This is a genomic window from Helicobacter sp. CLO-3, assembly GCF_001854545.1.
GTDB lineage: Bacteria > Campylobacterota > Campylobacteria > Campylobacterales > Helicobacteraceae > Helicobacter_B.
The window spans coordinates 37,485-63,806 of sequence record NZ_MLQN01000011.1; the positions used below are offsets into that span (position 1 = coordinate 37,485).

23 protein-coding genes are annotated in these 26,322 nt (G+C 45.2%); 10 read left to right on the plus strand and 13 right to left on the minus strand.

The annotated features are described in order from the left end of the window. Positions 1-5: 5 nt before the first annotated feature. Positions 6-518 (minus strand): META domain-containing protein, encoded by a 513-nt coding sequence (locus BKN38_RS04285; RefSeq protein WP_066456003.1) that lies wholly within the window; start codon positions 516-518, stop codon positions 6-8. Between the two features lie 65 nt (positions 519-583). Beyond that, positions 584-1,516: a hypothetical protein gene (locus tag BKN38_RS04290; RefSeq protein ID WP_066456007.1), complete on the minus strand. Its 933-nt coding sequence runs from the start codon at positions 1,514-1,516 to the stop codon at positions 584-586. Positions 1,517-1,913: 397 nt separating this feature from the next. Between BKN38_RS04290 and BKN38_RS04295 the strand changes: the two genes are divergently transcribed. Continuing rightward, a complete protein-coding gene (locus BKN38_RS04295) occupies positions 1,914-2,351 on the plus strand; it encodes a copper resistance protein CopD (RefSeq protein ID WP_066456015.1) in 438 nt (145 codons plus the stop codon). Between the two features lie 104 nt (positions 2,352-2,455). Here the strand turns inward: BKN38_RS04295 and htpX are convergent, their stop codons facing one another. The 7 genes from htpX to feoB all read right to left on the minus strand — a co-directional run bounded on the left by htpX (position 2,456) and on the right by feoB (position 10,849). Then, a complete protein-coding gene (gene htpX, locus BKN38_RS04300; RefSeq protein WP_066456017.1) occupies positions 2,456-3,382 on the minus strand; it encodes a zinc metalloprotease HtpX in 927 nt (308 codons plus the stop codon). 67 nt (positions 3,383-3,449) lie between these two features. Next, positions 3,450-4,910, minus strand: a complete 1,461-nt coding sequence (truD, locus tag BKN38_RS04305; RefSeq protein ID WP_066456020.1) for a tRNA pseudouridine(13) synthase TruD — start codon at positions 4,908-4,910, stop codon at positions 3,450-3,452. Position 4,911: 1 nt separating this feature from the next. Next, a complete protein-coding gene (locus BKN38_RS04310; protein ID WP_082942564.1) occupies positions 4,912-6,138 on the minus strand; it encodes an alanine racemase in 1,227 nt (408 codons plus the stop codon). A 9-nt stretch (positions 6,139-6,147) separates the two neighbouring features. Continuing rightward, the gene (locus tag BKN38_RS10260) at positions 6,148-6,609 is read right to left on the minus strand and encodes a c-type cytochrome (RefSeq protein ID WP_082942565.1); all 462 of its coding nucleotides are present in this window, start codon (positions 6,607-6,609) and stop codon (positions 6,148-6,150) included. Between the two features lie 10 nt (positions 6,610-6,619). Further along, positions 6,620-7,378, minus strand: a complete 759-nt coding sequence (locus BKN38_RS04320; RefSeq protein ID WP_066456022.1) for an META domain-containing protein — start codon at positions 7,376-7,378, stop codon at positions 6,620-6,622. Between the two features lie 266 nt (positions 7,379-7,644). Further along, positions 7,645-8,220: a hypothetical protein gene (locus tag BKN38_RS04325; RefSeq protein WP_066456028.1), complete on the minus strand. Its 576-nt coding sequence runs from the start codon at positions 8,218-8,220 to the stop codon at positions 7,645-7,647. 253 nt (positions 8,221-8,473) lie between these two features. Continuing rightward, on the minus strand, positions 8,474-10,849 hold the full coding sequence (gene feoB, locus BKN38_RS04330; protein ID WP_233712849.1) for a ferrous iron transport protein B: 2,376 nt from the start codon (positions 10,847-10,849) through the stop codon (positions 8,474-8,476). A gap of 170 nt (positions 10,850-11,019) precedes the next feature. Between feoB and BKN38_RS12265 the strand changes: the two genes are divergently transcribed. The 4 genes from BKN38_RS12265 to BKN38_RS04350 all read left to right on the plus strand — a co-directional run bounded on the left by BKN38_RS12265 (position 11,020) and on the right by BKN38_RS04350 (position 15,680). Further along, positions 11,020-12,612 carry an ATP-grasp fold amidoligase family protein gene (locus tag BKN38_RS12265; RefSeq protein WP_070957704.1) on the plus strand — a complete coding sequence of 531 codons (1,593 nt, stop codon included), beginning with the start codon at positions 11,020-11,022 and terminating at the stop codon, positions 12,610-12,612. A 90-nt stretch (positions 12,613-12,702) separates the two neighbouring features. Continuing rightward, positions 12,703-13,905 carry a sugar-transfer associated ATP-grasp domain-containing protein gene (locus tag BKN38_RS04340; RefSeq protein WP_066456040.1) on the plus strand — a complete coding sequence of 401 codons (1,203 nt, stop codon included), beginning with the start codon at positions 12,703-12,705 and terminating at the stop codon, positions 13,903-13,905. Between the two features lie 14 nt (positions 13,906-13,919). Next, a complete protein-coding gene (locus BKN38_RS10270) occupies positions 13,920-14,993 on the plus strand; it encodes a histidinol-phosphate transaminase (protein WP_082942569.1) in 1,074 nt (357 codons plus the stop codon). A gap of 18 nt (positions 14,994-15,011) precedes the next feature. Then, positions 15,012-15,680 carry an HAD-IB family hydrolase gene (locus BKN38_RS04350; RefSeq protein ID WP_066456042.1) on the plus strand — a complete coding sequence of 223 codons (669 nt, stop codon included), beginning with the start codon at positions 15,012-15,014 and terminating at the stop codon, positions 15,678-15,680. A 90-nt stretch (positions 15,681-15,770) separates the two neighbouring features. Here BKN38_RS04350 and BKN38_RS04355 read toward each other — a convergent pair whose 3' ends face one another. Both BKN38_RS04355 and BKN38_RS04365 read right to left on the minus strand, forming a co-directional pair. Continuing rightward, positions 15,771-16,733 (minus strand): hypothetical protein, encoded by a 963-nt coding sequence (locus BKN38_RS04355; RefSeq protein WP_066456045.1) that lies wholly within the window; start codon positions 16,731-16,733, stop codon positions 15,771-15,773. A 455-nt stretch (positions 16,734-17,188) separates the two neighbouring features. Beyond that, the gene (locus BKN38_RS04365; protein WP_066456049.1) at positions 17,189-18,292 is read right to left on the minus strand and encodes an NAD(P)-dependent alcohol dehydrogenase; all 1,104 of its coding nucleotides are present in this window, start codon (positions 18,290-18,292) and stop codon (positions 17,189-17,191) included. Between the two features lie 77 nt (positions 18,293-18,369). Here BKN38_RS04365 and BKN38_RS04370 point away from each other — a divergent pair, with 77 nt between their 5' ends. Both BKN38_RS04370 and BKN38_RS04375 read left to right on the plus strand, forming a co-directional pair. After that, positions 18,370-18,567, plus strand: coding sequence for a hypothetical protein (locus BKN38_RS04370; protein ID WP_066456051.1), 198 nt, complete (start codon positions 18,370-18,372; stop codon positions 18,565-18,567). A 93-nt stretch (positions 18,568-18,660) separates the two neighbouring features. Then, a complete protein-coding gene (locus tag BKN38_RS04375; RefSeq protein WP_301335555.1) occupies positions 18,661-19,665 on the plus strand; it encodes a hypothetical protein in 1,005 nt (334 codons plus the stop codon). A 218-nt stretch (positions 19,666-19,883) separates the two neighbouring features. Here the strand turns inward: BKN38_RS04375 and BKN38_RS04380 are convergent, their stop codons facing one another. Continuing rightward, complete coding sequence (locus BKN38_RS04380) at positions 19,884-21,473, minus strand: outer membrane family protein (RefSeq protein WP_066456060.1); 1,590 nt, start codon at positions 21,471-21,473, stop codon at positions 19,884-19,886. Between the two features lie 612 nt (positions 21,474-22,085). Here BKN38_RS04380 and BKN38_RS04390 point away from each other — a divergent pair. The 3 genes from BKN38_RS04390 to BKN38_RS04400 are packed head-to-tail and all read left to right on the plus strand — an operon-like array spanning position 22,086 to position 25,757. After that, positions 22,086-23,609 carry a DUF3373 family protein gene (locus BKN38_RS04390; protein WP_066456064.1) on the plus strand — a complete coding sequence of 508 codons (1,524 nt, stop codon included), beginning with the start codon at positions 22,086-22,088 and terminating at the stop codon, positions 23,607-23,609. 15 nt (positions 23,610-23,624) lie between these two features. Continuing rightward, positions 23,625-23,861, plus strand: a complete 237-nt coding sequence (locus BKN38_RS04395; protein WP_066456066.1) for a hypothetical protein — start codon at positions 23,625-23,627, stop codon at positions 23,859-23,861. Positions 23,862-23,912: 51 nt separating this feature from the next. Then, complete coding sequence (locus BKN38_RS04400) at positions 23,913-25,757, plus strand: methyl-accepting chemotaxis protein (protein WP_070957705.1); 1,845 nt, start codon at positions 23,913-23,915, stop codon at positions 25,755-25,757. Here the strand turns inward: BKN38_RS04400 and BKN38_RS11790 are convergent. Continuing rightward, positions 25,754-25,879, minus strand: a complete 126-nt coding sequence (locus BKN38_RS11790; protein WP_256325532.1) for a hypothetical protein — start codon at positions 25,877-25,879, stop codon at positions 25,754-25,756. The two genes, BKN38_RS04400 and BKN38_RS11790, sit on opposite strands and share 4 nt — an antisense overlap. Positions 25,880-26,322: the final 443 nt, after the last annotated feature.

A 26,322-nucleotide genomic window follows, 5' to 3' on the forward strand; every position in this document is an offset into this window, starting at 1 on the left:
CAAAATCAAAACGGCTCTAGCATCATCGATGGAAAAAGCCTTAGCACAAAGCCCTCGCTCCCCACCAGCTCGATAGTATCATCATAACCTTGCACGATAAAATTGCCCGCAAAATGCTTGCCAAAAATCGCCTCGATTTGCGACTCCGCACTACTAGCGCACATCTTGCGCGTCATACCGCCCTGCCCCACCGCTATCATCTTGCCCCCACCCCTTATCTCATAGCTGGCAAAAAAGTTATTACACCCCACAATCCCATTTATCCGCCCACCGCTAAATGTCAGATACGCATTCTCCATATCATAAGGGATAGTTATCTCATACTCGCCCATTTTCATGGATTCTACCTCCCAGCGCCCCTGTTTGGCGAGCGTGTAGGCGCTGATGCCTAGCAGATTCTCCGCCATCGCGCTTGTCGCCACAAACGCACCAAAGGCTAGAATCCGCGCGCTCCGGGAAATCTGCGCAATCCACGCAATCCACGAAATCCGCGCAAAAAAACGCATCGATTTTTTCATATTTTTCCTTTATTTTGTTTTGTGTTTATCGCTTTGCCTGTCAAAAGCCTGTTTGCCAAACTCGCCTAAAACCACACCATTTTGCGATCATGCAAACTATAAGCCACCACGACAAAAGCATACAAAATCAATGTAAAAATGAGATTATACCAAGCAAATTTTGGAATATGAGTAAATTTTGAAGCTTGCATGACTTTTGGATTCTGCGTAGAATCTAGATTCTGCGTCAAACTTGGATTCTGGGTGAATTTTGGATTCTGGCGCGATGTTAGCAAAAAATACGCGATATCAAAAATCGCAAAAATAGCAAAAATTTTCACCGCCAACCTAGCATAAAACGCCAGCAGCATCGCATAAGACTCATCGCCCAAAAACACCACCGCCTCAATGATTTGATAAGAAAAACTCGGGATAAACCCGCCATAAAGAAAGCTTGGATACGCGCAAAATAGGTAAATCACAAACAAAATCGTAAAATGCCGCAGCGGCTTCATAGTCGCCCCAAGCGCGCCAAACACAAACAGCGCCAAAACGCCGATGAAATTCGCGCTAAAGGTGTGCGTAAGCCACGCGATAGGCAGGAAAATAAGCGCCGCATAATCGCTGGCACTAGAATCTAGATTTGCAAGGCTTTCTAGCGCTCTTGGCAAAAGTGCGAAAAATATCACAACATAGCAAAGCGTGACAAAAGCGGCTCGCGCACGCCAAAGGCTAGAAAAAGTGCTGGCAAGGATTCTAGAAAATATTTTGGCCGAAGGGATTCTAGAGGGGATTCTGGCCGAATCTCCAGAAAAGATTCTAGCGAAAAAGCGGCGCGGAAATGGCGCGCTTTGCGTGGTGCTCGGCTTTGGCTGTAGTTTTGGCTGCGACTGCGGCTTTTGTGGCTGTGCCTGTGGTTTTGTTTGCGCCTGCTGTTTTTGTGGCTTTGGTGCTTTACCGGCGTTTTTCTCAATGTTTTTCTCGACATTTCTCTCGGCGTTTCTTTTGGTGTTTTTCATGGATTCTAGCCTTTTGTTATTGCGTTGTTTGTGTGGTGTTTGGCGCGCTATCCAAAATCATTGCGCTTTTTACACATACTTTTTGGCACTTTTTTGGCGCGCTTTTGGCTTGAGATTTAGGTTATTTTGCGTTTGAAATTGTAGCTAGATTTTGCCTATTTTGTCGTGAAATGTGTCTTGCGCGCCAAATAGCAGAATCTAAAAATCCAAAAAAACACAAAATATAAACATATGTTAAAATGCGCTTCAGAAATAAAAGATAAAAATACGAATCAAAATGCCAGCATGCATCATACAAAAGCGCGCGATTTTGGCAAGATTTAGTGCGATTTTGTCAAAACAGCCGGCATTTTCAACAGTATTTCGCCAGCAAACAATTCCAAAAAGGAGCGATTCAATGGAATCTTTATACCCATATTTTCTTGTCATTCATGTGATTTGCGCGATTATTTTTCTGGGCTTTATTTTTACCGAAGTCGTGCTGCTTAGCCGCATCCGCAAGATTCTAGGCGATGAGATAGCCGATAGCGTGTATCGCGTGGTGCTATCGCGCGGGACGAAAATCATGCCGCTTTGTGTGGTGCTGCTGGTTTTGAGCGGTGGGGCGATGATTAGCCGATATATCGGCGTGGAGAAGGGATTTTTTGACACGACTTTGCAGCAGTTTTTGGTGATAAAAATGCTGCTAGCACTCCTCATCGTGCTGGTGGTGGCGATATCGCTCATCTCTCATGCGACAAAAAGGCAAAATCCGCTTAAAGGCTATGGGCACTTGGTGATTTTTGCGCTTGGTTTTGGCGTGGTGTTTTTAGCCAAAATGGCGTTTTATTGGTAGATTGACAAAGCTAATAAAACCCAAAATCCGCCACGCATTCACACACAAAGCCCGCCAATAAGCCAACGCAAACTATAATCCACTCGCCAAACTTAGAATTCACCTCATCGCCCATAAAGCGATTTTATGCGATTTTCTAGGCTTGGATGCGTGCTAAACATATCGCCCATCTCAAATATATACGCCGCTTTGCGCGTAGGGTTATTATCCACTTGCGAGAAGTCATGGCTTGTGTAGTTGTTTGAAATTTTTTTTAGCGCGCTTATTATCGGGTCTGGATTGTGCATGAGATACGCGCTGCCCGCATCTGCCATATACTCCCTAGAGCGGCTTAGAAACATCTGCAGCCACATCGTAAGCAGCGGCAGCACAAACTGCAACACAAGCAAAATACTCCGCGCCTTTTGCGCCCCATCATTGCGCCTATCGCCCATGAAAAGCCACGCCGCGCTATTGCATATCAAAAGCAAAATATTACTCAAAATCCCAACACTCATCGTAAGCCTTATATCGCCATGCCTTATGTGGCTCACTTCATGCGCAAGCACGGCTTTTAGCTCCCTTTCATCGAGGTTTTTGGCAAGCTCGGTGGTGATAGCCACTAGCGAGTTTTGCTCGCTCCAGCCACTAGCAAAGGCATTCATATAAGGCGCGTGGATTAGATATAGGCGCGGGGCGTGCGAGAATCCAGCGCGCGAGAGCACATCATCAAAGGCATTTCGCACGAAGGCTTGCAGGGGCGCTAGGTGCCCGGATTCTGGTATCAGCTCGTATTCATCGCCCTTTAGCATGATGACATCAAAGCGCGAGAGGCTATACCATATCACCGCGCACGCCACGAGTGCCGCGATAGTCGTGATGAGCGGAAACTCGCGCAGGGAAAGAAGCGCGTAGAATCCATACTCAAGGCTAGGCGCATCGATGCGGATAATATCCACAAGCAAGCCAATCAGCGCAAAAATCGCTATATATACGCAAAGCACGGCGTAGGTTTTTATCTTGTTTTTTTGCAAAATACTATCAAAATTCATCGGCTCTCCTTTCGCTTGATGTCGTTTTTTGGTATCACTTATGTGTTTTTGGATTCTGGCGCACTCTTCACTCTGGCGCGTCATAGTCGTTTGGCGCGGATTCTAGCATACGCACATTGCTAGAATCTAATTTACGATTGCCAAGCTGTTCTAGCAAGCTCGTGGCATACGCGCCTTTAGGCAAGGTGAAATGCAGCTCAAAATGCGCGTTTTGCGGATTGTAAGCGCACTCCACATCGCTCGCCCACACCCACGCATAGCGCCTAGAGCCTTTCGCCAAAATATTATCCAAAAATGCCTTTTCTACGCTTAGCGCGTTTTGGCTGGCGCGCTTTAGATTCTCGCCACTTAGCGCGCCGGTGGGCGCTATATCGCGCGCGCCAAATCGCTCATAATCATGCGGCGTGATAGATTCTAGGCAAAAAAACTTGCCATAGGGATAATGACAGCAAATCTCGCCGGGCAGTAGCATGAAGCGCTGGGGCTGCTGGTAGAGTGAGAGAATCGCGGCTTCATCGAGGGCATTTGCCAAAATAGAATCTATGGGGTTTGGCGCGCTTTGGTTTTGTGAAATGCCAAAATTTTGCAAAATAGTAGAATCTCGAGAAGCAAAATCTTGCAAAATGGCAGAATCTTGCGCCAAATTTTTAAGTGTAGATTCTCGCGCCTTTTTTAGATTCTCTGCCTTTAGATTCTCCACCATTTCGCGCATTTGTGATATATCAAGCGTTTTGCGCCAGATGCTTAGGCGCACGCGCGCTTCTAGCCATGCGTTAAACAAAAAGCTTTGATAGCTAGAGATGAGAAAATTTCGCATGCGTTTGTTGCGCGCCAGACTTTGAAGGATATTTGGCGGGATATTTTTGGAAAAATTTGACGCGCCAGAATCCAGCCCAGCCCCAAACGCATTTCTTAAAGCAAGCGGCACGCCCCCTGCATTCTCCGCGCTTTCGAAGCTCGCAGCGCCCCCAGCGCCCCCAGCATTTTTGCTGCCCTTCACCCCAAGCGCCCTGCCTAGCAGATAGTTATCCCCATCCACGCCAAATCGTTGGAATCCAAAAAAGTTCGGGAAGCCTTCACGCGCGATATCACTAAGCGCAGATTCTAGCCTAGTCGCGTTTGCTTGCGTGATTTTTTTTAGCCTTATGAAAAATCGGTTGCCTTTGAGATGCCCTAGCTTTAGCTTGTTGTCATGAAGCGTGGAGGAGATGAGCTTTATCTCGTGGCTTTTGGCGATGTTTTCAAAAGTGGATTCTAGGTTTTTCACCCTAGGGAGTGATAAAAACTGCGTAGTGGTGGCGGATTTGTCTTTTAGCCCGGCGTATCCTATGGATTTGATATGCACGCCAAAATGCGCGCTTAGGATTTTTAGCAGCTCAAAGGTGCTTAGATTTTTTTTGCGCACTTGGATTATCTGATGCTCGCCCTTGCCGCTAAACTCATAAAGCGGAATCTCTTGCACGACAAAATCACGCGGCGTGTGCGAGAAGTGAAAATCGATAGGCGCGTGGTTGTAGGCAAATCTCATCTCACACCACGACGCGTTTTAGAAATGGAGAAAGATGCGTCAAAATCACATAAGGTATCGTGCCAAAGCATTTGGCATACTCCCGCACATCATCAAACACGCAAACCTCCTCGCGCTCCCCCGCACACGAAAAGCAATCCATCGACATAATAGGCAAAATCTCCTCGCCACTCGCACAAAATAGCGGCGCCTCCTTGCCGCTTAGGCGGAAAAGCCCATCGCCATAGCCCACATCATAGGTGCTAAACACGCCGCTTTGGCGCACCACACTCACCCCGCCATATCCTATGCGCTCGCCTTTTTCTAAGAAATGCGATGAAATCTTTTGCGCCCAGAGGCTCGCTATTGGTGTGAGTGAAATATGAAGCGCGATGTCGCTTGTGTGATACCCATACGCGCCGATTCCTATACGCACCAAGTCATCCGCACCCTCGCCAAATAGCACACCCTGCGCGATTTTGGGCTCTTGTGCTACTCTAAGCGCGCCGCTGGTGCTTAGAGAGTGGAATCTTGGGCGTGCAATATTTTGCGCCTCGCTCCACGCGCAAACGCGGCGTTTGATTTTGGCAAAATTTTCAAGCGAGGCTTCAAATGCCTTGTCATCATTATCACCATAGCCATTATGCGCAAACACGCCAGCAAGCCTTATGCGCGGTGCTTTGGCGATGAGCTCTAGCGCAGAATCTAGCTCGCAAAATGAGATGCCATTGCGATTCATGCCTATATTTACTTTTAGCTCGATGGGGTGGGCGGAGTTGGCTGGCGCGGGGTGGGTGGCGCTGGTGGAGCGATGACTAGAATCTAGATTCTGTGCGCTTTCTAGCTCGTTTATCAGATATTTTAGCTCGGATATGGAGGTGATGGAGTGATAAATATTGCTAGGCGCATTTAGCGGGATGCGCCCATAAAGCGCGGTGATCGCCGGGAAAAGGTGGGCGATTTTTTGCGCTTCGGCGTAGTTTTTGACAAACACGCTTTTTATCCCCCAAGCGCGCGCCAAAGCCGCTATCTGCTCTAGCCCATGCCCGTAAGCATTATCCTTTAGCACGAGTGCCATTTCTGGCGCGCCTACTTGATTATTGGTGGTTTGGCTATCGCTGGTCTTATCGCCAGCTTGATTATTGTTTGTTTGCGCGCCACTTTGCGCTGAAGTTTTCGCGCAGATATGCTCGCGCAGTGCGTTTAGGTTGCGCTCAAACGCTAGAGAATCTAAGCGAATATATGCCATTTATCGCCTTTATTTGGTGTTTTGCTCGCGCTTTTTGGGAAGGCTTGAGATGTAGCTCGCAAGCGCCTCGATGTCTGCATCGCTTAGATTTTCCGCTTGGCTATACATGATAAATTTCGCGCCGCCATTATCTGCTCTTTTGGCGCGATAGCCGCGCAGATCAGCGATAAGCTTTTGTTTATTTAGCCCAGCGATTGTAGCGCCGCCTTTTGCGCCGGGCGCTACTTTTTGCCCGCTTTCGCCATGGCATGGGATGCATCTAGCAAAGGCTACTGGCACATTTAGATTCTGCGTGTTTTTGGGCTTTGTTTGTGGCGCTGCGTTTTTGGATGTTGTAGAATCTATAGATTCTGCGGAAGCGACATTTGCGCCCAAACTAAACGCGATGAAAACGCTAAAAAATTTCGCGCGCAAGCTTTGGCTAAATTTGCTAGCATTTTGGCGCAAGCTTTGGCTAAGATTTTGCGACATTTTGCTAGCTTTAGTTGCCAGCATTTACCGCGCTGCTGGCATTTTCTGGATTCTCATCTTCTTCAGCTTTTGGCATATCTTTGTTTTTATAAAGATAGATAGTCATATTTTTGCTCGTTAGCGTCAAGGTGTTTTTGTCTTTTTGCGCCACGCCAAAAGCGCCCTCCAGCCCGCGCACGAAGCGAAATTCAAAGCGCACGACTTCATTTGGCGAGCAAAGCTTCCTAGTCAAGCCGCCGCCACTTATCTCGATATTTTTCCTATCGCTCCAAGTATAGCTTGCAAAATACGAGCCACAGCCGCTTTGCCCAGAGATTCTGCCTTGCGTGGTGTCAAAATTTAGCGTGGCGATTTCATCGATTTGTGCGAGTTCTTTTAGTTTATTATCATCGATGTCATCGAGGTTTGGGATCTGCGCAGAATCCAGCACATCCACATCAGCAGAATCATGCTTGTCTTTTTGCACTTTTGGAAGCTCGGCAGCATCGCTATTTAGCATTTTTTGCGCGCTTTTGGCAATGATTTGTGGCGCATAAAAGACTTCATCGCCAACTACTATGCGCTCGATATACCAGTTGTCACCGCTGATATTGCCCTGCGAGGCTTTGCGCTGGATATAATCAAGCAGCGAACACCCGCTCACATACCACGCGCTAGCGGCAAAAAGCGCGCCGAGTGCGCCTAATCTGATGAGTTTTTTGCTGAATGTTTTGATTGTGGATTTTGTGCCAGATTGTTGAAAAAGGTTGGATGATGTGTGTGCGCTCATTTTTGCCCTTAAATGTGATATAAAGCTGCTTTTGACTGCATTTGCGAGTGAGAATCCTAAGCCAAACGCTAAAATCATCTAGATTCTCGCATAATAAGCGCGTATTGTAGCTAAGCATTGCTAAAACCAAGCAAAAAATAATCCAAAAATCGCCAAAAATACTCTATAAATATTCCAAAAATCGCTTGGATTCTAGCGCAAAATCTAGGGCTTTTTGGGGCGCAAAATACCAAACACAAATACCGCGCCCCGCGCGCTAAAACACCCTACACACTAAAATACACCGCCAAAATCGTAATCACAAGCCCAACGCCTAGCGTGCCAAACGCACTCGCGCGGTTTTTCTTGCAAAATGAAGTGACAAAAAGCCCAGAGAGATAAAAAAGCAAAAGCGAGATGCCAAAGCCAATCGCGATAAAATCAAAAAGCGAGAATCTAAACCCGCCTAGCTCAAACTTCGTGCCACCGGATTTATGCATAAGCATCAGCACCCCATAAAGGTTGCGCTGCGTGGTGCGAAGAATGATTTTGCCATCTTTTTCTTGCACGATATTCACGCCATAATACACATTTCCCATGCTAGGCGAGCCACGGAAGTTTTTCACCTCGGTGTTTTTGGGGATTTTTAGGTTATTTTCTTCTAGCACTTTTAGGATGAGTTCGCGCTCCTCGCCTTTGCGCGGCATGGATTCTAGCTCGATATTGTGGATGATGGCACCCGAGTTTTGGCGGATTTCAAAGATATAGAGCACGCCGGTTATAGCATATATGAGTGCGGCTGGCAAGAAAAAAAGGCTTAGATAGGTGTGGATTTGTATCCAGTTTTTTTTGGTGATTTTCATGATAAAGGCTCCTTTTGATGATATTTTAGCTCATTTTGACTCTTTGGCAGAGCAAAGCGGCAAACAAAATCTGGCATTATAAGCGCGCTTTGTGAGGCGGGCGTGAATAGCAAAATCTAGGCAAAACAAGAATTCTAGAATCTAAAAAATTAGAAACTAGATTCTAAAAATCGAGAATCCAAAAATCTAGAATCCAAAAACAGAATCCCGCTAGATTCTAGATTCTCGCGCGAGAATCCGCTACCACTTAGCGCTACCCCATAAACAGCCCATAGCCAAACGACGCCACATAATACCCAGCGACTGAAAGCACATACGCCACAATCGTGGTAAATACAAACAAATACGCCACAAACTTAATCCCCCCAGCCTCCCTGCCAAAAGTGATGGTCGCTGCAAAACAAGGGATATAAAACATCACAAATATGATAAATGCCATCGCTGTGGGGAAAGAGATGTTGTTTTTCAGACTTTGCTGCAGCGAGCTTGTATGCTCATTTGCCTCATCGCCTAGCGCATACAAAATCCCAAGCGTGGATACCACCACCTCTTTGGCTGCAAATCCCGCCACCAGTGAGATAGAAAGCCGCCAATCAAAATCCATAGGCGCAAAAATAGGCTCTATCACCTCGCCAATTTTGCCCGAATATGTTTGGCGCAAAAACGCCTCCAAATGCTCGTTTTCAAGATACCAAAGCTCCTCTTCTTGCGCTTCTTTGCTGGCATTTTTATACGCGCCAGATTCTACCAAAGCCTGCTTTTTGGCTGCAAACTCTTCATCAAGTGCGGCGTTTTTGGGGTATTGAGAAGCAAACCAAATAAGCACCGAGCCTAAAAATATAAAGCCCGCCGCCTTTTTCAAAAACATCACCACCTTGCTCCAGATGCTAAACCACACGCCCTTCCAGCTAGGCATACGATATTTTGGCATCTCCATGACAAATGGCTCTTGTTGGCCTGAAAAGATAGTAAGCCGCAAAAACTTCGCCATCAAAAGCGCCACCACCGCGCCAAACAAATATATGCCAAAAAGCACAAGCCCCGCGTATTTGTCATCAAAAAACGCCCCCACAAACAGCACATAAATAGGCAGTCTCGCACTACAGCTCATAAACCCTATGACAAAAAGCGTGATAAGGCGCTCGTTTTTGTTTTTTAGCGTGCGTGTCGCCATGTATGCAGGCACAGAGCAGCCAAAGCCCGCGACTAGCGGGATGAAGCTTTTGCCATGCAAGCCAAATTTGTGAAAAAATCCATCGAGCAAAAACGCAATCCGCGCCATATACCCGCTCCCCTCCAAAATCGCGATGCCAAGATACAGCACGATAATAAGCGGCAAAAATGCGATGATAGTCCCCACGCCCCCTATCACGCCATCACAAAGCAGCGACGCCACCTCCTCTATCACGATATGCTCGCGCAAGACATCCGCGAGATAGGAGAATCCATCCTCTATATAGTCTTTGAAAAATCCGCCCACATAAAAAGTCATCTCAAAAAGCAAAAACATAAATGCAAGAAAAATCGGTATCCCCCACACGCGATGCAAAAGGATAGAATCTATTTTTTTGGTTTTTTGCAAAATGGTTTTTGGGTATTTGGTAGCTTCTTGCGCCGCGCCGCGCCCATAAGCTATGGCGTCTTGGTTGAAAATGCGCTGGATGTTGTTTTCATTAAACGCCTTTGAAAGCGTGGCTATCGCGGCGTTGGTGTGCTGTGTGATTTGCGAATAGCTTGGCTTATCGTGCAAAAACGCATAAATGCTAGGGTCAAGCCTAAGCAAAGAAATAGCGATTTGTCGCGCGGAGAGCGGGTCTTTAGCACTAGGGTAGGCGCGCAATTCATTGAAAGATTTTTGCAAAATAAAGCGCTCGAGATTTTCTATTTGCGCCTCTATTATGTCATTATACACGCGCTTTGGCGGGCAGAAGGGCTTGGCAGCGACATCTAGGAGCGTATCTAGCAGGGTGTCTAGATTTTCTTTGTTATTAGCAGAAATAGGCACGCATGGCACGCCTAGAATCTCGCTAAGCAGCCTATCATCGACATTTATCCCCTCTTCGCGCGCCTCATCTATCATATTTAGCGCTAGCACCATTTTCACGCCAAGCCCCATGATTTGCCCGCTAAGGGCAAGGTTGCGCTCGAGATTGGTCGCATCTAGGACATTTAGCACCAAGTCATAATCCCTAGATTCTAGGAAGTCTTTGGAGATTTTTTCCTCTGGCGAATAATCATTTAGCGAATAAGTGCCCGGAAGGTCGATGATAGTGAGCTTCACGCCTTTGTGTGTGATGGTGGCTTGCGCTTTTTCTACGGTGACGCCGCTAAAATTGCCGACTTTGATATGCGCGCCAGAGAGGGCGTTTAGAAGCGAGCTTTTGCCGACATTTGGCTGCCCGATGAGCGCGATAGTAAGCGAGCGCTGGCTTGGGGCTGGCGCTTGCTGGGTTACGCTGTGTGCTGGCTCTTGCCCGGTTGTAGCGTGTGTTTGTTGTGTTGCGACGCACGCTTGCTGATTTGCATTCTGCGCGTCTGCGGTATTTGCTGGCTCTTGTGCGCCATCTTGCATTTTAGATTCTGCATTGCTTTGAGTATTTTTGTCTGTTTGGTTGATTTTTTGACTCATATATATCCTACGCGATTAATTTCGCGCATTATATATCAAGATTAATTACTACAACCTTATAATATATCGCACCCAGCCAAATAATATTGTCAAAATAATATTTTCGTGCATGCGTATATTTTTGCTATAATTCACACTTGACAAATTTGTAACTTTATAAGGACAACCCCATGCCACAAACCAATACCACTAAAACCCAAACCGCCCAAACCGCCCCATACTTCACACAACGCCTAAAACACGCTATCAAACATAGCCCTTTATTTCCTTTGATTCGCCCTGCTTTGATTCTCATCAATCCGCTGCGAGACAAAATAGAATACCTACGCACCAAAAATCTAAGTGATGAAGCATACTTTTTGCGTCGCCATCAAAGACTCTTTGGCTACACACCAGATTTTAGAAACCCAAAAACTTTCAATGAAAAAATAATCCATAGAATGCTCTTTGATAGAAACCCAATCTACACAGCACTCGCAGATAAACTAAAAGCTAGAATCTACATCGCTAGCAAATTGCAAAACTTTGACGATAGCACAAATAATAGCAACCTTCCCAACAAACAAACCATGCTAAACCAAGACTCTCCTCTTTTTGCTCCTATAGATTCTATCCATGATTTGCTCTTTGCTACAAACTCTTCGCCATTTTTACCAAAGCTTTATGGTATATGGAAAAGTGTAGATGATATAGACTTTGACTCTTTGCCAGAATCTTTTGTGCTAAAAACAAATCATGATGGTGGTGGCGTGGTGCTTGTGCCAGATAAACAGGAGTTTTTAACCAACAAAAAGCAATTCAAGCGGGCTGTAAAAAGACTTTGCGAGCACCTTGGAAGAAATCATTATTCATTATTCCGTGAATGGCATTACAAAGACATTGAGCCTAGAGTGTTTGCGGAGGAGTTGTTAAAAGTAGCAGATAGTGGTGGTATGGAAATCGAGGGAGAATACAAAGCACCAGAAGATTATAAAGCGCATGTGTTTGGAGAGGGAGAGGAAACATATATGCAAGTTGATACCGACCGCTTTACCAACCACACACGCACTATGTTTGATAATAAATGGGAGAGGCAGCCCTTTGAGCTTTGCTACCCAGCTCCAGAATCCACCCCACCAAAACCAACAAATGCTGATACTATGTTTGCTATAGCAAAAGAAATCGGCAAAGATTTTGATGCGATAAGAGTAGATATGTATAACACTGATAATGCTAATATTGGGGGGGGGGGGCAAAATAATCATCGGCGAGCTGACCTTCACTCATGGCGGGGGGATAGAGAAATTCACTCCGAGCGAATGGGACGAGAAGTTTGCCAAAGCGTGGAGGGTGAGGAAGACAAACTAAATACACTAATCAGCAAAGCCCTAGACACCTACAAATTTCATATGTTTGCAAATGCAAGCGAGCAAGACATCTATATCCAAGTAACTACCGATCGATTTGATGACTATCAGCGAGCGATGATGACGATGTCTTGGGAGCTCGCGCCTTTCAACTTCACCTACAATAATGCAGAATCCAGCATCCCACCAAAGCCACTAGCACTTCAAGAGATGTATAGAGTATCGCAAATCCTTTCGCAAGATTTTGACTATGTCCGCGTGGATCTTTATCAAGATGGCGCGCGCGTTTATGTGGGCGAGCTTACTTTTACACCTGGTGGTGGAAATGAAGCACTAAACCCGCACAAATGGGATAAAAAGTTGGGCAGTTTATGGAATCAACACACCAAAATCCAAAAACAGATTTTAAAGCGATAATTCTAATTTCACCTAACGCCAAATACCATAAATAGACAACTATAATGTATTTTTGTGCTATAATCGCAAAATTTTTACAAGGAGTCTATAATGCTACGCCAAACCAAATCAACTCTCAAGCAAAAATTGAAGCGCATATTCAACACTTGGCGTGAAAAACGAGAATTTAATGGCTATTGGAGTGAGAAAACGCGCCAATATTTAGCTATCCACAAACAGCTTAAATCCCTGCCACAAGATCACAAAAATCGCATCATAGAATACTGGGCCCCATATCTTAGCATAGAAGGGGGGGGGGCATACAAACACGCAAGCACACAAACCAAGCCAAATCAATCACCCAACCTAACAAATAAACTCCTTGCTCGTTGTCAGCACACGCTTGACTGGCATACTATCATTTACAATGTCAATCAACACCATCCGCTTGATGTGCGCTATTTGGATAATTTTTTTTATTATAAATATATAATCCCTTACTTCAACCCACCGATGTATAATCATGTCCTAGGCGACAAAAACTACTATGATGCGATTTTTCATAATTTTAACAAGCCCACAACAATTCTACGCAAAGTAAAATCGCAGCTTTTCACCCCAAAAGCAAATCAAAACATCCCAATAACCATCAATCAAGCTATTGATCTTATCCTTTCGCACAAACAAGCTATCATCAAGCCTACTATGATAAACCAAACAGGCTCTGGTAAAGATATAAACCTACTTAGTGCTGATATGGGTAGAGAAGAGATTGCAACAATCATAAAATCATACAATAGCGATTTTATCGTGCAAGACCTTATCAAACAGCACCAATGGCTGGCAAATCTAAATTCTCATTCTGTAAATACATTTCGTATCATGACGCTTTTTTACAAAGAAAAGTTTCACTACCTAGGCGCAACACTGCTTGTCGGGGAGGAGGGACTTACTTCCAATGGCGGACATTTCCGCATAGGCATTGATGAAAATGGGAATTTGAGAGATTTTATCATCAAGGGTAAAGGCGAGCATATAGAGAAACTCCCAAATGCTATAGAGCCATATTCAAAAGCTGTCCCTCATATAGATAATATAAAAAATATGGCATTAGAAATGCACTCTTGCATCCCGCATATTGGGCTTATTGGCTGGGATTTTACACTAGATGAAAATGGAAAGCCTTTATTTATTGAGTTGAATTCAAACTGGCCTGGCATAGAAATACTAGAACTATGCAATGGAATATTATTTGGCGAAATGACTGATGAAATTCTAAAAGACATATATAAACATTATGCTTCTATAAAATAAACTAAGGCAGCCAAATGACTCCAAATAAAAGCATCCAAAACCTCAAGCCATACTTGTCTATCCCACATAAAATTTGGGAAATGGATGAGCAAAAAGATTGCCTTAAACTTGATTGGAATGAAGCGACTATTCCGCCCTCTCCCAAGGTGCAAGAAGATATTATGGGCTTTCTTAAACATGGGCATATGAATTGGTATCCGAATACTAAAAATATTGCACTTTTTGAAAAACTCTCGCATTATGTCGCACAGCCAGCCTCTTGTGTAGAGCTATTTAATGGTTCGGATGCAGCGCATGAATGTATCATTGATGTATTTTTGGAAAAAACAGATAAAGTAGCGATTGTTGCTCCGACTTATGATAATTTTAGGGCGCGCGCAAATGGTGCTGGGATAGAAAGCATTATTTTTCCGCTAAACCAAGAGTTTGATTTAGATTTTGAAAGTTTAAATCTATTTCTAAAAAAAGAAAATGTGAAGATGCTATATATTTGCAATCCAAATAACCCAACGGGAAAAATATATTGCCAGCAAAAACTAGAATCTATTATCAGAAAAAATCCAAATGTATTATTTCTTGTTGATGAGGCATACTATGAGTTTTATGGCAAAAGTGTTTGTCACCTTATCACGGAATGTAAAAATCTAATCATTACCAGGACTTTTTCAAAAGCATTTGCTTTGGCATGTTTTAGGATAGGATATTGTATCAGCAATGAAGAAAATATAAAGGCTATCAATAAGCTAAGAAACCCAAAAAGCGTAGCAATGCCATCTCAAATAGCAGCTAGCGCGGCGCTTGATGATATAGAGTATATGCATAGTTTTGTCAAAGAAGTAAAAGCTGCTAGGGATTTTTTCATAAATGGATTGCAAAAATTGAATATCCAAATATCGACACAAAGCGAAGCTAATTTTGTTTTGTTCCAAAGTCGGCACGCAAAAGAACTTGCATTTTATATGCAAAGCAATGGTATTTTTGTCCGAGACTACGCACATATTATACCAAATGCCTGCAGAATCACCATAGGAACGCAGGAGCAGATGCATAAAGTGCTAGAATGCATAAAGCAATTTTTGGATAAATAATTTATTGTAAGGAAAAATATGAATAGCAAAATCCTAGCCCTTTTTGATTTCTGCGAGACGATTACAGATTTTCAGACACTTGAGCGATATCTGCCATTTATAGGCAGACACAATCGGCACTACTCGCGCTTGCAAAATGCCTTGCGTCGCAGAATCTATCGTGTGAGAAATATCATAAGGCGCAGGATTTTGCATAAGCCAGCTATAGAATATCCGCGCTTTGAGATGTTTATCGGATTCTCCTATGAGCGCGCGAAGGCACTGGCACAAGATTTTGTCAAAAGCGAGGTGCTGCCAAACCTAAATCCACTCGTGATACAAAAACTCCACTATCATCAGCAAATGGGGCATACCATAGTCATCGTATCTGGCGGGCTGTCTATTTATATCGAGGAGTTTGCCAAGCTATTTGATATCAGGCATGTGGTGGCGGTGGATTTGGAAGTGAAAAGCGGCAAGCTTACTGGAAACATCGATGGTATCCACACTATGCAAGAGCGCAAACTTTATAAGCTAGATGATATGCTGGATTTAAGCAAATATGATTTGCCAAACTCCTATGCTTACAGCGACTGCGCGAGTGATGTGCCGCTACTAAGCCTAGTAGGGAATCCATGCGTGATAGAATGTGGCAAAAACTTGCGCTGGGCAGAGATGCTACATCTGCCAACAATGAAGGGAAAGTGAAGCCAAGGAAATAAAGTCGAGATTTTGCAACATAAAAACAAAACCGCAAAATCTAGAATCCAAAAGCAAGCAATAAATAAAATCAAGTCTCTAAAACTTAAACATATACTCCAGCATTACGATGCCAAGGGGGCTAAAGTTTGCAGCGCGCCGCGCGGGCAAAAATCGATAAATCGCCTGCACGCGATTGCGCTTGCCAAGCATCATCGTGATGCCTGCTTGCATAAACACTTCACCGGTTTTTCGCATATTATCAAAGCTATTGTAATCGCGCTTGTCATAATAAAAATACGCATCGCCGCCGATGCCAAGCAGCCCACCCATAAACACCAAGCGCTTTTTGGATAGCGGAAACTCCGCGATAGCATCGATCCCTAGCGAGACCATCCCAAGCACGCCAGAATAGCGCCAGAATCCAACATCCACGCCAAAAAATCCCCTCACGCCCACATATCGGTTAAAAAAGCTCACCACGCCCGCGCGCACGCCAACGGTGGGGATATTCATAAAGTCACCATAGCCGCTTATGAAGCTTGTACCAAGGCTTGCGCTTATGTATTTTCCGCTTTTTTGGCGGCTTATGAAGGTGCTTTGCGTGATGGCTTGGCAGAGCGCATCGCAGGTCAAATCGCTATCTGGCAAAATGCCTTCAGCCACGCTGCTGCTAGCTAAATCGCCGCTGGCTAAATTAGCAGGCGAGGCGCTTTGGGTGAGTGCCAAATCTTGTGTGGATTTTGGCGCGGTGGCAGAATCTAGGGCGCTAGAATCTGCGCTTTTGGCGCTACTTTTTTTTGCTTTGGATTTTGTTTTTTTGGGATTTTGCGCGCGAGAATCCAAACTGCTAGAATCCAAATTTTCAGCGTCCAAAGCGCGAGAATCTGATTTGCCAGAATCTGCGTTTTTGGCATCCAAATTTTTAGAATCTAAGGCGTTAGATTCTACGCTTTTGGTGCGCTCTTTGTTTGTGGCATTTGCGGTGTTTGCAGCAGTTGCGACACCAGCGCAAACTACCCACACGCAACAAATAGCAAAGAATAAAGATGATTTTTTCATGCTGATTTTAAACCCCAAATAATCTTAGTAAAACACAACCCACGCACCGCGCACTAAACTATCATCTAAATCAAGCGCAACAAAAAGACGGATTCTAGCACAACAAGGCTTAATCTTTGAAATCCGCGCGCCACAAATACCACTTTAAATACCACTAAATACTTGGCGCGCGCTTTTGGCACACATTTGCCAAATACACTTTGCCAAGCGTACCTTGCTAAACGCGCACCTTGCCAAACGCGCACCACACAACGCGCAAAATAAACCAAAAGCAACTAAAATACTAGGATTCAGATCCTAGAGGGCCTATATTACACATCTTAAATTCTTGATTTTTGCTGAAATTTTTTTGATAGGTAGAGCCCACAAGCGTATTTATCTTGCTAGATAAGCACAGATTTAAGCCTGCTCGCTATGGATTCCATAGCGGAATCCATAAGTGACGCATTGTAAGACTAGAGATTGCTCGCTTTCATATCGATGACATAGCGGAATTTTGCCTTGCCGGTGGTGAGGTCCTCGTAGGCTTTGTTGATTTTATCCGCGGTGATGATTTGCGTCTCTGGGTAGATTTTGTGCTTGAGTGAAAAATCTAGCATCTCCTGCGTCTCATTTATCCCGCCAATAAGCGAGCCATACACCTTTTTGCCCGCTTTAAATACAAGTGTATCAAGGCTGATTTGTGGCATTACTTCGCTTGGTGGAAGCCCCACGATTGCAAATTCCCCGCCATAGCGCAAAAGGTTGATATACGCGCTTGGGTCGTATTTTGTAGGGATGGTTGAGATGATAAAATCAAAGCGCTCTTTGACTTCGCCTAGCTTGTCGGTAGTGTAGAGTGCCTTTGCGCCGAGTTCTAGCGCCTCTTGCTCTTTTTTGCGATTGCGGGCAAAAACGCTTACTTCTGCGCCCATTTTTAGCGCGTATTTTAGCGCCATCACACCTAGCCCGCCAAAGCCCGCTACGCCGACTTTATCACCCTTTTTGATTTGGCTAAATTTTAGCGGTGAGTAGGTTGTGATGCCAGCGCAAAGCAAGGGCGCGACTTTCTCTAGTGGCGCGTCATTTGGGACATTTAGCGCAAATTTTTCGCTTACCACGATATTGTTAGAATACCCGCCATAAGTTGGTTCACCGCCATGAAAGCAGTCTTTGCAGTCATAGGTGAAGACGACTTTGCCATTTTCGCAGAACTGCTCTTGGCTTCTTTTGCACGCCTCGCATTCCCCGCAGGAATTTACCATGCAGCCCACGCCTGCATAATCGCCGACTTTAAACTTGGTGACATTTTTGCCTACAGCTAGCACGCGCCCGGCGATCTCATGTCCTGGCACCATCGGATAAATCCCCTCATGCCACTCGCTGCGCGCGGAGTGGATGTCGCTGTGGCAGATCCCAGCAAAAAGGATTTCGATAAGGATGTCATTTTCCCCCAGTGCGTGGCGACTTGCGCTAAAAGGCTTAAATGCTGAATCTTTAGAATCCACCGCATAGCCTTTGAAGTCTATGCGCTTGCCTTCTTTGGCTTGTTGTATGGCTTGGTCAATGTATTTTTGCATGTTTGCTCCTTTTTTGGATTTGGTTTAGAATCTTGCTGGCTTGTATCGCGCGATGCGCCTATCATAAGGCATCTGGCATGGCAATACAAGATATGAAAGATTCTTTGCGTGCAATTATAAAGGATGATAGTAGCTATCTGTCAAGAGCAAAATGGAAAAATTTAGAAAAATTTGGCAGGATTTTGGATTCTGCGCGGAGTTTGGCGCTGGATTCTATGCTAGATTCTGCGCGCTCTGCCGGCTTGTTTTTGAGATTTTGTGCTTTGCTGCTATAGAAAAGTATTTGCCACAAATAAGCTATTTGTGATGATATGTTGGGTAGAATCCAAAATTCAAATTCTCTAAAATTTTGGATATAAAAAATCAATATAGCCAAACAACTAAAGGATACTCCAATGCCAGCACCTATTATTCTTTTTGTCTATAATCGTCCATGGCACACAAAACAAACACTTAAAGCGCTGATAGCCAATAATCTAGCTAAAGATAGCGAGCTCTTTATATACGCCGATGGCGCAAAAGATTCTAGCGGCGAAGAGCAGCTGGCCAAAATCCAAGAAGTGCGCGATTATCTGCGCCACATACTAGAATCAAATGCCAAAAACAAGTATTTCAAACAAATAACATATATCGAGCGAAAGCGCAATTTTGGCTTGGCGGATTCTATTATTGAAGGCGTAAGCGAGGTTATGTGCTCGCACGGCAAGGCTATAATACTAGAGGATGATATAGTGACATCGCCTGTATTTTTGGACTATATGAATGCGGGTTTGGATAGATATGCTGATAAGCCAAGAGTATGGAGTATAGCGGCTTGGGGCTATCCTATAGAGCCAGAAGGCTTGGGGGATTGCTATTTTTGGCGCTCTCCACATTGCTGGGGGTGGGCTAGCTGGGCGGATAGATGGCAGTATTTTAACCGCGATATAAAATGGGCTATGGATAATTTTTCTAAAGAGGATATAAAATATATAAATTTTGATGGCGCAGCGAATTATTTCAATCAACTTATCGAGAATTATAAGGGAAAAATCAAAACTTGGGCTATTTTTAACTATCTTATTGCGTATAAACACCGCTCACTTACGCTATGTCCTAGCACATCATATGTTAGACAAATCGGCTTTGATGGGAGCGGAGTGCATTGTGGCGAAGAAGGCGATATATATAACACCAAAAAAATAAATGTAAAATTCCCTATCGATTTCCCAAGCGAGATAGCAGAATCTAAACTCGCACTAGATAGGATTAGGGCATTTGAATTGAGTCTCAAAAAGCCATTGCATATAAGGGTGATAAATAAATTTAAGCGCATAGCAAAAAGAATATTGATCCACCCCACACAACCAAAAAATGCACAAAATAGGTCATAAATCATACTGACCTTGCCATAAAAACTGCGCTTTTGCTCAATTGCACTAAAAATACTTTTGCAAATACACCATATCAAATAAAATTAAAGTCATTTTTTAAGCACGCAACGACAAAATATATATTACCTACAGCTTCTAACTATACCTTAGATTTTGTAGTGCAAGATTGAGTCACAGGAAAGCTTCCCGTGACGATGGGTTATAAATATGTTGGTTTTCTATATCCTCCAGCTGATTTTACTCATCACATAGCTTCTATCGATATGCTGATTCGCCCTTAGCGCATCGATATTTGCACCGCCAAAGTCATTTAGCGTCCTAGCATCTTTGAAAATGCTCGTATAGTAGTTGGCTATCACGCCAAGCGCGAAATTCTGCGTGATTTCCCAGTCTATGCTAAGCTTTAGCGAGTATTCCTCTGTGGCGGGCGCTGTAGTGTAGCGCCCATCTAGCCCCACTTCTAGCGCATTGGCAAAGCTCCCTAGCTTCTCATATCGCGCCTTGGTGAAGACAAACGCACTAAGCGCATCCGGATACACGATACCATTTAGCGAAGTGCCTAGCGCATACACGCTATTATCCCACACATTCACGCCCAGCGGCGAGCCAAAAAGCCCCACTCTAGCCTGCGACAGCCCGATATTTTTATACACCGCGACACCCACGCTATACGCGCCTTTATCCTTCGTGGCAAAATCAAAATCCTGCCTCGCAAGTATGCTAGAGGTAAAGCCCTCGCCCTTGCCATCAGTATTTTTGAGAAACCCGCCAAGAAGCACCGGCACGCTCATCACCAGCTCATCATATATCGGAAACACCGCATTTAGCCGCGTAGTCGAGGCAAACCCAGAATCCGCACTCGCAAAACGCAGCTTCGCATCAAGCCCCGGCGCGCTATACTCGCTGATACCATAATAATAAAACGCGCTCACATCCAAATATCCTATATCATAGCCCACTTGCGCGCTTAGCAGTCCATTTGGCGTATATGCGCGCGTAAAATCCCAGAAAAAGCCATCGCCAAGCAGCGCCGCGCTCGAGATTCCGCTCGCTTTGATATAGAGGCTATTTAGCTTCACGCCCGCATCCACGCCCTCGACCAGCCCCACGATATACGCGCCATCATCGAGGCTGAAGCGCCCGCCTGTGATGTGGAAATTCTCCCCTTCATACGCGATGTGCGCATTATGCACATAGTAGTTTTTGGTGTTTGTCGCGCTCGCGATGCCCTTGCCATCATAGCGCGGGTTAAACCCTATGTAGTTAAACCCAAGCCCCCCCTCGCCCGCCAAAGACGCCCGCCTAGTAGAATCCCACGCCATCCCAGCGCCCGCCACGCCAAGCTCGATTTGTAGATTCTGGCTGTTTTCAAACGCCTTGTGATACACGCCGCTAATCGTGCCTAGCACATAGCCATAAGTCTCTGTAGGCGAGTCGCCCCTGCCATTGAAGCCAAATTTGTTAAACGCCTCCGCGCTTGCTTTGAGATAAAAGGGCGCGCTAGATTCTGTGCTAGAATCTGTGGCGGATTTTGTAGCTGATGATGCGCTGGATTCTGCGCTAGATTTTGTGGCGCTTTTTGCGCTAGATTCTGCGCCCGCACGAGAATCTACACCAGAATCCACATTTGCGCCCGCTGCGCCAGAATCCACACCCGCGCGAGAATCCACGCCCGCGCCAGCATTTGCGCCAGAATCCACATTTACACCAGAATCCGCGCTCCTAGATTCTGCGCTCGCCACACCACTAGATAGCGCTAGCGCCGCCACTGCCGAGATTAGATAGCTATTTGCACCCCTGATAGACATTATATGCTCCTTGAGACGCCGACCGCCCGCGCATCGCGCAAAGCGATCGGTAGATGACAGCCTAGATTCTGCCAAGCGCCAGCCCCCACACTAGCCTTTCACCAATCCTCCGCCAGCCCTGCGCTTTGGCAAACCCACGCACTTCCGCGTAATCCACAATTTAAGGCGGACGAATTATAAAATCTTTTGGCTTAATCTTATAATAAATTTTTGCCAAAGTTACTTTTCTATACATTTTTTTGCGCGCGTTTTATATTGCGTTTTTTATTGTATTTTATATGCGTTTGGTGCGCGCGCGATAGACGCGATAAAAGCGATAGAAGCGATACCAAAGCAAAATAGCGCCAACCCCGACACAACCCACCACCAACCCGCCTCAAGCCAGCACCGACCCCAACGCAACCCCAGCGCCAAACGCGCCCAGAATCCACCCAAACCCACACGCAAACACACCGCAAATCCACCCCAAAACCCCGCCCAAAAAGTAACAAAATGCAGAATCTTGACAATTTTTTGAAACATCTTTTACTATTTATTAACTTCCTTAAGAAATATGCGAGGAATTTTTCTATAGAATTCAATCTCTACTTTTACCAACTTCAAGGAGACATGATGAGATCATCCAAGCTAAATCCATTGAGCCTTAGCGTTGTCGTATGTGGCGCGTTGTGCGCTAGCACGCTATATGCAGCACCAGCCCAGCCAGCGAAAGCCAGACCCGCCGCAGCCCAGCCAGCTCCAGCCCCAGCGCAAAAACCAGCGCCCAAAAAGGCGTCTATAGATGAGCTACAAGATAGGATAGATGAGCTAGAGGACCGCCTAGATGCAGTCGAGCTAGATGCCACGCTTTCCAAAGTGAAGTTTGGACTAGATTTTACTACGCAGGTGAATAATTTTTTCCGCCAAGGAAATATCGCAGGTTTAGATAATGGCAACCAATCACTTCCAAACAACTGGGCTACTGCTCTTTATCTAAACATGGAGGCCAATATCAATGACCGCCTAAAATTCTATGGACGCCTCTCTGTCACCAAAAACTGGGGCGATTACACTTGGGTAGGGATTGAAAACGGCTCTACTCTAAGCACAGGTAGAGATGCCACAGGCGGACATTTGGTGTTTCTTGAAAGAGCGTATGCGGACTTGCATATTGTCAAAGAAAGACTTATCGCTACTATCGGACGCCAGCCAGCGACAGAAGGTCCCGGTAGCAACCTACGACAAAACTCCGCGCGTATGAGTACCTACCCAGCACTTCTTGTAAATACACAAGGTGATGCGATAGTGCTAACTTATAAGCCAATCAAAAGCTATCCATCTCTAGCACTACGCGCTGGATATGGCAAAATCTACCAATACAACACACAATGGAATAGCCCTACTGTTGCCCTTTGGTCAAACAACATATCAAAAGAGACAAACCTCTACTATGTGAGTGCTGAAGGCAAACTACCACTAGGCAAAATGGGTGATAATACCCTTATCGTAAGCTATGTGAAGCTAACCAACTTACTCGCAGCAACTCCTAATACCGCCGCTGGCTTCAATAATGGAGTAGTGGTGCAACCAGAATCTGCAGGAAGCCCAGACAACCTCAATGTCCATTTTGAAAACAACAATATGTTTGGCTTGGGGACAAACTGGTTTGTATCCTATGGGCTCTATAATGGCACACCAAATAGCAACGCAACACCAATAATAGCACAGCCCCCCACTTCACCAAGATATGCTACTTATAATGGCGTAGCACATGCAGTGCATTTTGGTATCCGCCAAGATTTCAGAGATCATATCTTCAAGACAGAGAAAGCAAAAGCGTTTGATATCAAGCTAGGATATGAGTTTTTCTATGGTTCAGAAGGCTGGTATGCACTCTCTCGCTCCAATATCAACGACCCTCTAAACTTCCGCAACACGCAAGGAACCGTGCATGATGTCTATCTGCTTATGCAATTCTCTCTCAACTCATTTTTGCGCCTAAGCTACACCTACCAGCATCACGACTACCTAAATGGGATGATTAATCCATCAACCCAAGCAGTAGCGACAGCTGGCGCCGGCATCCCATATCTTCCGACTATAAAAGCCGATCGCACCGTGCAAAATATCGCGCTTACATTTAACGCTAGATTCTAAGACAAAGGAGTCAATATGAAAAAACTTATCCTTTCACTAATGCTAGGAGTATTTCCTAGCTTGGCATTTGCCGACTGCGCTTCGCTTATCAAAAAATACGATGCGCCAGACCCAGCAGCAAAGACTATGGCACAGCTAGAGCGCTGGGTAGCTAGAAAAGTAGAAGATGCTGCCGATGCAAAAGAGCTAGCACAATGCCTCATCGCGCGCGCAGCAGACAATCCCAACAAATCCCAAGTGGCTGGAAAATAGCACGCAGGCAAATCTCTACGCAGCAAATCCCCACGCAAAAGGTTTCATCACATGTCAAAGCCCCAAAATACACGCCAAAACATCTCCAAGCCCTCTTTGCTAGGGCGACTCAAAGACTTGAGCCTATCGGCGAAGCTAAATCTTAGCTTTTATATTTTGGTGGCTTTGGTGGTGCTTATCGCGGTGTCGTTTATCGCTTTTAAGATAACATTCCAAAATCTTGTAAGTGTCGAGCGCGCCGAGCTAGGCAAGATAGAATCCGAATTTGCCACGCTAAAAACGCAAATGGATTTGATGAAAGTCTATAATAACCAAATCGTAGAAGTGCTAAAAAAAGCTTCAAGCACGATGAGCGACTCCAAAGAAGCAATAGATGAAAATGAGGGTTTGCTAGAGCAGTTTGAGTTTATGGGGCAGGTAAATGCCAAACTCGTCCAGCTAGCCCTCAACCCAAACGACACCAACAACCGCAATGTAACCATCTCTATGGTAAAAAGCTGGAATGACAGCTTTATAAAAACTGACCCCGATCTCAAATCCTTCGCCCCAGCAATCACCGCAGCCATAGGCAAATCCACACCAAGAGAGATGGCAAGCGGACTGCAAGTAGCGTTTACTGAAATCTATGCCACGCTGATAGAGAGAATCTATGAAAAAACCGGCGCCATCTCCAAATTTATCACCAATGTAAATAAAGACTTCAGCGATGTCAGCCCGCGCATAGCCGAAGCCATAGGCACTATGGAGCAAAGCTCAAGCTCGCTAGATTCTGTCGTGCATGAGCTAGAATCCATAAGCGGCGTGCGCGACCAAGCCAGCCTGCAATCAAATGCAGTGTTTGTGCTAGTCATCATAAACCTACTTATAACCTCCGTGCTTATCATCACGATATTTAGGATTCTGCGCCGATTTAGAGGCGACTCTAGGGGCGTGGTAACCTATCTCGAAGATGTGGCAAAAGGCGGAGACAAACTCATCGCCGGCGGGAATCTACACCTAGGACGCAGCAAAGAAGATGAGCTAGAGACAGTGAGCGTGTTTATCAACTCATTTATAAACAAAATGAAGCAAACCATCGAAGTAGCCGGCGAAACATCCAGCGAAATAGTCAATCTCAACAAATATGTATCCGACTTGCAAAACCACATACAAGGCATCGCCAGCAAAACCAACGAAAATGTAAAAAGCGGGAATCTCATCGTCCAAACGCTAGACAACAGCATCGAGAGTGCGGATGAATCCCAAGCCAAAATCGCCCAAAGCCAAAAATACCTAAGCGACACCAACACGCAGTTTGGCAGCCTGCTAAAAGAACTCGATAGAAGCGTCAAAAGCCAAAGCGAGCTAAACGCGCAGCTAGAAGACCTAAGCCAAAGCATCATGCAAATACGCGATGTGCTAGGACTCATAAATGGCATCGCCGACCAGACAAACCTACTAGCACTAAATGCTGCTATCGAAGCCGCGCGCGCGGGCGAGCATGGGCGCGGATTTGCCGTAGTGGCGGATGAAGTGCGAAAACTAGCAGAATCCACACAAACAAGCCTGCAAGAAATCGAAGTGAAAATCCACGCCGTGACAGACAACCTAGACAAAATCTCTGGCGCGATAGACACGAACTCCAAAGTGTTTGAAAACCTCACCAAACAAGGCGAAAACTCCAAGCAAAGCCTAGAAATCATCCAAAGCCACATCGGCGATGTGCTAGCTGGCATCAATAGCCAAACAAAAGACTCCGTCGATGTCGCACAAAAGACAAAAGGCATCATCGTAGCGCTCAACGCTATAAGCGGGCTCATCAACGAAAGCAGCGGCGTCATCAACACCGTAGTAGAGCGCTCACTCAAACTCCAAGAAAACGACAAAATCCTCGCCAAAGTCATCCACGGAGTCTAGCGCATTTTCGCACCACCGCGCAAATCACCCAGCACACAAGAAAATAAATCGTCGATAACATTACTCAATTTTGCACCACCGCGCCAAACCCGCCCGCGCGGAATCTGCAAATACTTTTGCATTTTTGATAATGCCCTAGCGACGCCCTAACAGCGCCACCAAAAGCAATCAAAAGGCATTTGAGCGACAACTCTTTTACGCCACCCTAAATTACCTGCAACATCTAGCCATCTCAAAAAGAAAAATCATCATTTGCGAGGACTCGCAGAATCCAAATCAATCCAATCCACCTCGCATCCCAAGCCTTGTCTTTTTGCACCACCACACCAAAATCACCCAGCACACAAGAAAATAAATCGTCGATAACATTACTCAATTTTACACCACCGCGGCCAAACCTGCCCGCTTTTGTCCTCATTTATTTGGTGTTACTTTTTTGCGGATTCTAGCATAAAAGCGCGATTTTGTCTCCTAGCGCGTTAAAAAAGTATTGAAAAATCACGATATAATCCGCAAGTTTAAACCAAAGGAGCGATTATGAAAAATTTTGGCAAAGTCTATAAAG